The sequence below is a fragment of the Candidatus Protofrankia californiensis genome (assembly GCF_900634765.1).
GTDB classification, from domain to species: domain Bacteria; phylum Actinomycetota; class Actinomycetes; order Frankiales; family Frankiaceae; genus Protofrankia; species Protofrankia californiensis.
Map to the genome: position 1 here is coordinate 26,732 of NZ_CAAAFT010000496.1, position 8,556 is coordinate 35,287.

Genomic DNA, 8,556 nt, shown 5'->3' on the forward strand with positions numbered 1-8,556 from the left:
GTGTTCAGCCGGCGGCGCGAACACCGGCAGCCCCGCACGCCGCCGGCTGAACACGTACTGCACCGCCAGTGCCAGGCAGAAGGGGATACTGGTGACCCGGGCGGATGCAGCGCCCGCGCCGAGCAGACCCGCCAGCCACCAGCGCTGCCTGCGCGCCGCAAGCCAGGACGTGGTAGCGAAACCGAGAAAGATCGCCTCGGAGTATGCAGCGCACAGGAACACCGCGTACGGGAACAGCACGACGGCGATGACCGCAAAGTCCGCACCACGCCGGTCAGGCCCGCCCCGCGCGTCCTGTCCGTCCTGCGCGTCCTGTCCGTCCTGCGCGCCATCCCGGTCCGCGACGGCCATCCGGCCCTGGGCACCTGTCCGGTCCGTGACAGCCGTCCGGTCCCTGACGCCCGCGCGCGTCCGCACCGTCGCGGAGTCGTCCATCTGCATCTGCCAGATGGCTGCCACGGCAGCGGCACCCGCCACGAACGAGACCACCATCCCAGCGAAGGTCCAGTCCGGGACGACCAGGTGCGCAAGGCGCATCGCGATCGGGAATCCGGGGAAGTCCACCTCGGTGTGGTCGGCGTATTCCGGCGACTTGTAGCCGAACCGCGCGACCTTGGTGAACAGTCCGACGTCCCAGCGATCCCACAGGGTGTTCAGATCCGGCAGGTCCGCGACCTGGCGGCCGGAAAGCGCCCGGGACGCGGCCAGCGAGAGCACGACCACCGCGACCCGGCTGGCGATCCACACCGGCAGAGTCGCCCGGACAGCCTGCGGAACGCGGTTGCGCCATGACCGGAGCACACCCACACCACCGGCAGTACCCGGACGCGGAACCGGAGTGCGGATCACACCCGCGTGGACTCTCGTGCCCGGCGCCGCCGCGGTGGCGTCCAGTGCAGCGGCATCCGGTCCGGTGGCGTCCGGACCGGTGGAATCTGGTGCGGTGGAATCTGGTCCACCAGGTCCAGCGCTGCGGAAGGGATCCGCCAGAGGGCCAAAAGCAGCATGATTATGTTTTTGTCGTGCTGCCGGCAGCCCGGGTTCCGAAGGCATTGGGGGGCCATCCGAGGCCGGTGTCACGGGCTGGCCCCGGCCATGGCCGGTCCACCCCGCTGTTCCCCGCCGGCTACCGAGCGGCGGGGAAACACCTGACGTGCGTCCTGATGGACCTCCTGGCCGGCATCCGCAGTGACGACGTCCGCAGGGACGCCTGCCCTGCGGCAGCTGCGGCGCCTGCGGCGGTCCGGGACTCCATCGAGAACGCCGCCGGCCGGATCGTCCGCTCCGGTCATGCGGACCACGTCCAGTTCCGGCCGCAGGATCTCGCGGACGACCAGCCCGGCCAGCACGCACAGCACGAGATCACGGATGGCGACGGCACCCACGAACCAGCCGCGGCCGATCCCGTGTGCTCCGTTGGTGTCGTTGTAGACGAAGTGCAGGAACCGGGTGAGCAGCAGGTATGCCTCGCTGGCCTGCCAGGCGAGGAACGCCGGCCACCGCGGCCTGGCCAGTGCCGCCAGCGGTACCAGCCACAGTGTGTACTGCGGGGAGAAGACCTTATTGCTCACCAGGAAAGCGACGACGGTGAGGAACAGCAGTGCCGGCAGGCGCGGACGCCGCGGAGCCAACCATCCCAGCGCCGCGACGCCCAGGAGAAGCATCCCAAGAACGATCGTCGAGACGATGTTGAGCGTACCGGTGGGGATCCCGTTGTCCCGGACGGCGCCGAGCACTTCCGGGACCGTGACCGCGACCAGCAGCCACCCGACAAGCCCGGCCAGCGCGATCGGTACCCGCCGCGCCGGCCGGCGCGAGGCGGCCGTAAAACCCGCCACGGCCAGCAGGAGCCCGACCAGCAGCATGACGATCAGATGCAGGGGTCCGAATGCCCGGGGTGAGAAGGAACCGGCCAGCCATGTCGTGGCGAACGCCAGGGAGTCCCAGTCGGGACCGCGCTGTGAGTTGAGATCGATGAAGCGCAGCATCGCGTTCGTAGCACCGCCGGAATGGCCGCCGAACAGGGCAGGCCAGTCACCGCCGGCCCAGAACGTCGTCCAGATGCTGTCACCGGTGCGTTGATCGTCGGTGAAGTAGCCGGCGACCAGCCACAATGGCGCCCACACGGTGGCGGCGGTCACGACCGTCGCCACCAGGGCGCGACCGAAGGCCCAGCCCCTGCCCGCACGCAGGGCCAGCACGGCGACGGGTAGGAGGAACAGCAGCGGGTAGAACTTCGTCGCCGCGCCGAGCCCGAACAGGATGCCGGCAAGCGTGGGTGCGCGGCGTGACCAGGCCAGCAGCCCCCCGGCGGCGAACGCGACCGCGACGATGTCCCAGTTGGTCAACAGATGCAGCACCAGGACGGGGGCGAGCGCGAACAGGGCTGCGTCCCATACCCGTGCCCGGCCCGCGGTCAGCGCTGTGCAGAAGACCGCGACACAGCTCGCGACCAGGAACAGCAAAGCTGTGACGTCGTAGAAGACGGCCGTCCGCTGGTCGATCGTGTAGCCGGCCAGCACCTGCCTGCCGCCTTCGTCCCGGTACACCGGCTGTGACGGCGAGGCGGCACCGGCGACCGACGACGCGAACTGCATGACCGCGCCTATCAGCGGCGGGTACTCGGTCGGATAGTCGAGGAAGGGACGCTTGCCCGTGGCCAGACCTTCCTGACCGTACAGCGCGACCACGTCGGAGTAGCACATCCGCGTGTACTGATACTCGTGCGACCAGTTACGGGTGTCGCGGCACGGCGCCTTCTGCACGTAGGCGAGGACGCACGCGAGAACGGTGAACGCCATGAGCACCCGCAGCGGCGTCCACCAGCTCCGGCCGGCGCCGATGCTGGCGTGATCACCTGGCGGGCCACCGACGAGCATGCTGGCACCGGCGACCACCGGGTCCTCCCGGGACGGGCAGACCGGGGTGACGGGCGTTGCTCCCGACGAGCGCTTACCACCCGTCCCGGACGCCAGCGGTTGCACGGTCATCCGCGGACCCGTCGAAACCACTCGGGGAGCCGTCGGAGCACACGGTGATCCGGCAGACGGGCCTGTCGCTGCCGGATTCCTCCCACGTCGGCACAGCCGGCGTGGGAGGAGGTTCGGAAGGCTCCGAAGAATCTAGCCATGCACCATTGTCGGCCGCACAACATGCTTTCCCACTCGGTGGTTGGGGGACCTGGACAGTCCGGGGAGCCGAGCCTCCCGGACCTCTACCCGACTGCTTGAGCCCGTCGGACTCACCCGTCTGACTCGTCGAACTGGGGTAACCCGTCGTTCCTCGAACGTCTGGTGTTCGGGGTCGGTGTCGGTCCGACCTGTCCGTCGGGGGATGCGGTCGCGACGGCCGACGGTAGGAACTGTGCTGTCGGTCGCCCCCGCCGGTCAGGTGCATCCGCCGTATTCGTCACCTTGGGTGAGGCAGTGGGCTCCGGCGAGATGGTCGGCTGCGGAGTCGGCGACGGCGACGCGTTGGTGACGGTCCCACCGTACTTCGGCTGAGGGAAGGCCTGGGGCGTCACGCCGGTGAGGGCGCCGTCCATGAACGCCTTCCAGATCTTCGCCGGGTAGCCGCCGCCGTAGACACCGCCGGTGGCCCCCGGAATCCCCGTCAAAGCGGTCGCCTTGCTCACCCCACCGTCACCGCGGAACATGTTCACGCAGGCCGCGATCTGCGGAATGTAGCCACAGAACCACGCCGTCCGGAAATTGTCCGTGGTGCCGGTCTTGCCGGCTGCCGGACGGCCGTCGGCAAGCTGCGCGGCCTTACCCGTACCGTTCTTGAGGACCGCCTGCAGGGCATGGGTCACATCGGCCGCCACATTCGCGGGAATGGCGTTCTTCGAGGTGGTCGGACCCTCGTAGATGACCTTGCCCTTGCCGTCGATCACCCGGTCGACCAGGTGCGGGACGGCGGCCTTTCCGCCGTTGGCGAAGGTGCCGTAGACCGCAACCATGCTCTTGGCGGTGATGCCGTCACGTCCGAGGGTCACACCGGCGTCATCGGTCAGCTTGACGTCCTTGGCCACGCCCAGGGCGTGCGCGGTGGAGACGACGTTGTCGATACCGGCCTCGATGCCCAGCGGAACGTAGACGGTGTTGACCGACTCGGCGGTCGCCTCGATCAGGTCGATGTACCCGAAGTTGCCGTGTTCCTCGTCGTTACGTACAACGTACGTCCCACTGCCGTCGGCGGCCTTTCCGGGAATCCGCAGCACGTCCGGGGCCTCGTAGACCGACTTGAGGCTGACTCCCTCCTGCAGCGCGGCCGCCAGCGTGATCGGCTTGAAGGTCGATCCCGGTGGCACCTGCGCCCCGGAGACGTTGTCGACGTAGGAGGTCTGGCCGTTGTCGCCCTTGCCGTAGATCGAACCCCCGTACCAGGCCAGCACCCGGCCGGTACCCGGTTCGACCGCGACCAGGCCGGTCTTCAGGTCCGGAACGGCGGTGTAGGGCTTGGCCAGCACGTTCGTCACGGCCAGGTAGGCGGCGGTCTGTCGGCCCTGGTCGATGCTGGTCTGGATACGCAGACCCTCCAGGTTGATCTGCTGCTCGGTGATCCCGGCGTCGATCAGCTCGTCCTTGACCTGGTCACGGATGTAGGCGGCCTGCGGCGAGGAGACCGCCATGCCGTTGGACTTGTCCCGTTCCAGGGTCACCGGCGGCTTCTTGTCCGGCGTCAGACGGGAGGCGTCAAGCCAGCCCTTCGCGACCATCGTGTCCAGCACCTCGTGCCACCGACGTTCGGCAGCGGCCGGGGTCACCCGCGGGTCCAGCGCGTTCGGGGAGCGGATCAGCCCGGCGATGACCGCGCCCTCTTCCGCGGTCAGGTCCTTGGCCGACTTACCGAAGTACGTCTTGGACGCGGCCTCGATGCCGTACGCCCCACGACCGAAATAGATCGTGTTGAGGTAGGACTCCAGAATTTCGTTCTTGGAGTACTTCCGGGCGAGCTTGACCGCGAGGACGATCTCCTTCATCTTGCGGGAGAAGGTGCGCTCCTGCGTCAGATAGGCGTTCTTGGCGTACTGCTGGGTGATGGTCGACCCGCCCTGGGCGATCTCACCACCGCGGACGTTCACCCACAACGCCCGGGCGATTCCCTTCGGGGAGATGCCGGGCTCGCTGTAGAAATTCTTGTTTTCCGCCGCAAGCACGGCATGCTGGATGTCGACCGACACCTCGGACAGCGGGACGTCCGTCCGGTTGACCGTCCCGATCTTGGCGATCTCCGTCGTGCGGTCCGCATAGGTGATGATGGACGTCTGCCCGTCGGCGTTGACGGTCGCCGGCAGCGGCACCTTCGTGAAGGAGTAGAGGACGGCGACCAGCGCGGCGAACATCAGCACGCAGAACAGCAACCCGAACATGACCAGCCGGCGCAACCACTGTGGAGAGTTCCGCCAGAACATCGGACCCCGTCTTCCCTGATCCGGCCTGACCGGGGGCTGCTGGGCCTCGTCCGCGCGGCTGCGACGACCACCGACACGGATCGACGGGTCCGGATCTTCACCGACGCGTTCCAGCACGCCGTTCGTCGGGGCCGCGGCGGGGACGTCATCCGGGCGGGGACGGCGTACATAGGTGGTGGAGTTGGCGGTCCGTTCCCGGACGCCGATGCGGTCCATCGCAGCCCGGTCGGTCGTGTCGTACATGCTGTTGACAGGCTGGCCCCGCCGGTCGGAGTGCACCGACGTCTGGTCTGCCTCGCTGTATGCGGTGCTGCCGGGGGCGGCGCCCGCCCTGCCGGATGCGCCACCGCCGTGCTGGGTGTCACCGTCCGAGCGACTGTTCGGGTATCCGTTCACAGGTCCGGCATCCGGATGGTCCCGGTCGGCCTGGTCCCGGTCAACCTGGGCACGGCGAGTGTGGGTACGGCCGTCGTCGTCGCGCGGGTACACGTCCCGATCGTAGATGTTGGCCTCACTGACAGTCCCGTCCGTGGCGGCGGGAGTGAACCCCGCGTCGTCGGTGGCTGTTGTGAGACGGTACGCCGCCCCTCACAACCGCACGCACACCGGGCTCTTCTTAACAGCTGACCCAGACAGCTCTTAACGGCTGACACGGACAGCCGTCAGGACATGCCGGCGCGACCGGCGCCGTTATTCCTCAGCCGTCTTCCGGCGGGTCGTCCGTTTGACCCGCGGCCGGCCGGTACCGATCACGAATGACATGATCAGATGATTCCAGGCACAGGACGTACAGACCTCGACAACGTAGACACGCAGTTCGCTGAACTGTTGGGCGAGGGACGGCAGGTCCCTGGTCGCCCGCACCCGGCCGGAACTCACGCCGAGCTCGTCACCGTAGGTGTACGTGACATTGGTCAAAGGCTCGCGGCCCCGGCAGACCGGGCAGCGCCTGGCGGTCGTCTCCCCGTGGTATTTGGCCGCCCGCAGCAGGTATGGGTGCGCGTCACACACATCCGTCGTCGACACCCTGCCGGCATGCAGGTCAGCGAGTGTCGCCCGCCGGGCGAGCGCGTAGTCGACAACCGACCGTGGACGCATGGCATAAGACGGTACGCCGGATGCGTCGTGCTGGCAGACGGTCCGGACACAAGCCCATGCGACGCCGAAAGAGCGCCGAACGCCGGACACAGCGCGTTACGGTTGTCTTTGCAATTACCTGGGAAGCCGGGACCTGGGCCCGCGGCAACGATCCGGCCATCTCAACTTTCCGTGCCAGACATCCCTGGTTGCCTTCGTTATCCTGAAGTGGCATGCTCGATGTATCGGAACGATATGTCTTACCGCTAGATCAGCATGTCTTACCACTGGATCGACCAGATAGATCAAACCGATGGATCGCAACGCTGGACTGGCCTGGACATACCGGTCACGTCGGTGTTACGGCTGACTTCCGAGGGAAGGAGCGGGGATGTTGGAGCTGGCCGTCCTCGCGCTGCTCTCCGAAAGCCCGATGCACGGCTACGAGCTGCGCAAACGCCTCAACACCGTGCTGGGGACCTTCCATCGTTTCAGCTATGGCTCCCTGTACCCCTGCCTGCGCAAGTTGCAGGCCGAGCACTACGTCACGGCCGACGACTCCAGCGCCGCAAATCGCCTCGGTGGTCGCAGTCGCGTCGTCTACACCCTCACCGCCGAGGGCAAGGAGCGCCTCGCCGCCCTGCTCGGTGAGGGCGGTCCGTCCTCCTGGGAGGACGAGATGTTCGGCATCCGGTTCGCGTTCTTCGGCAAGACCGATGCCGACGTGCGGCTGCGCATCCTCGAAGGCCGGCGCGGACGACTGGAGGAACGGCGGGAGAAGGTCCGGTCCGCCCTGGCCAGGACCCGCGAGCGTTTCGACTCCTACACCCTCGAACTGCAGCGCCACGGCCTTGAGTCCGTCGAACGCGAGGTCCGCTGGCTGACCGAGCTGATCGAGACGGAGCGTGCGCAGGCACCGGCCACCGGGCCGTCCATAGAAACATCCACAGAGTTGTCCACCGATTCGACGCCGCCGACGCCGTCGGATCCGGGAGGGAACGGCAACGAGGTCCCGCCCGCGCGTTAGTACCCGCGCCGGTGCCACCTCGGCCCGGATCCCGCCCACCCGCGTCCCACAACCGCAAAAGGAGCAGACCGTCATGGGTTCGGTACGTGTCGCCATTGTCGGTGTAGGCAACTGCGCCGCATCCCTCGTCCAGGGGGTCGAGTACTACCGCGACGCTGATCCGTCCGCACAGGTCCCGGGCCTGATGCACACCCAGCTTGGGGAATACCACGTCGGGGATCTGGAGTTCGTCGCCGCGTTCGACGTGGACGCGAAGAAGGTCGGGCGCGACCTGTCCGAGGCCATCGTCGCCAGCGAGAACAACACGATCAAGATAGCGGAAGTGCCTCCGCTGGGTATCACGGTCGCCCGCGGCCACACGCTGGACGGCCTTGGTCGCTACTACCGGGAGACGATCGCCGAGTCCGACGACACCCCGGTGGACGTCGTCGCCGCCCTGCGCGAGGCCCGAGCCGACGTCCTCGTCTGCTATCTGCCCGTGGGCTCCGAAAACGCGGCGAAGTTCTACGCCCAGGCCGCGATCGACGCCGGCGTCGGCTTCGTCAACTGCCTGCCGGTGTTCATCGCGGGCCGCCCCGAATGGGCGGAGAAGTTCCGCGCCGCGGGTGTTCCGATCGTCGGTGACGACATCAAGTCACAGGTCGGCGCCACCATCACCCACCGGGTGCTCGCGAAACTGTTCGAGGACAGAGGCGTCGTCCTGGACCGCACGATGCAGCTCAACGTCGGCGGCAACATGGACTTCAAGAACATGCTCGAACGGGACCGGCTGGAGTCCAAGAAGATCTCCAAGACGCAGGCGGTGACCTCCCAGCTCTCCCACGAGATCGGCAAGGACAACGTCCACATCGGCCCGTCCGACTACGTCGCCTGGCTGGACGACCGCAAGTGGGCCTATGTCCGCCTTGAGGGCCGCGCGTTCGGTGACGTGCCCCTGAACCTGGAATACAAACTCGAGGTCTGGGACTCCCCGAACAGCGCCGGTGTCGTCATCGACGCGGTCCGCTGCGCCAAGATCGCCCTTGACCGGGGTATCGGC

The 8,556-nt window shown here is 67.6% G+C and carries 5 protein-coding genes and 1 pseudogene; 2 read left to right on the forward strand and 4 right to left on the reverse strand.

Annotation, left to right across the window (positions count from 1 at the left end):
- From DD1DGNOD_RS28455 to DD1DGNOD_RS26085, 4 genes and pseudogenes are all read right to left on the reverse strand, one after another.
- Nucleotides 1-1,053: pseudogene (locus tag DD1DGNOD_RS28455) on the reverse strand (hypothetical protein); the annotation flags it as partial.
- 23 nt (nt 1,054-1,076) lie between these two features.
- Nucleotides 1,077-2,990, reverse strand: a complete 1,914-nt coding sequence (locus DD1DGNOD_RS26075) for a glycosyltransferase family 87 protein (RefSeq protein WP_131771227.1) — start codon at nt 2,988-2,990, stop codon at nt 1,077-1,079.
- A gap of 251 nt (nt 2,991-3,241) precedes the next feature.
- Nucleotides 3,242-5,902, reverse strand: a complete 2,661-nt coding sequence (locus DD1DGNOD_RS26080; RefSeq protein WP_241256004.1) for a transglycosylase domain-containing protein — start codon at nt 5,900-5,902, stop codon at nt 3,242-3,244.
- Between the two features lie 201 nt (nt 5,903-6,103).
- Entirely contained in the window at nt 6,104-6,511 is a 408-nt protein-coding gene (locus DD1DGNOD_RS26085) for a DUF5318 family protein (protein ID WP_131771228.1), read from the reverse strand.
- Between the two features lie 370 nt (nt 6,512-6,881).
- Here DD1DGNOD_RS26085 and DD1DGNOD_RS26090 point away from each other — a divergent pair, with 370 nt between their 5' ends.
- Both DD1DGNOD_RS26090 and DD1DGNOD_RS26095 read left to right on the forward strand, forming a co-directional pair.
- Nucleotides 6,882-7,517, forward strand: coding sequence for a PadR family transcriptional regulator (locus DD1DGNOD_RS26090; protein WP_131768947.1), 636 nt, complete (start codon nt 6,882-6,884; stop codon nt 7,515-7,517).
- Nucleotides 7,518-7,590: 73 nt separating this feature from the next.
- The coding region (locus DD1DGNOD_RS26095) for an inositol-3-phosphate synthase (RefSeq protein ID WP_241256005.1) at nt 7,591-8,556 on the forward strand (966 nt) is incomplete at its 3' end.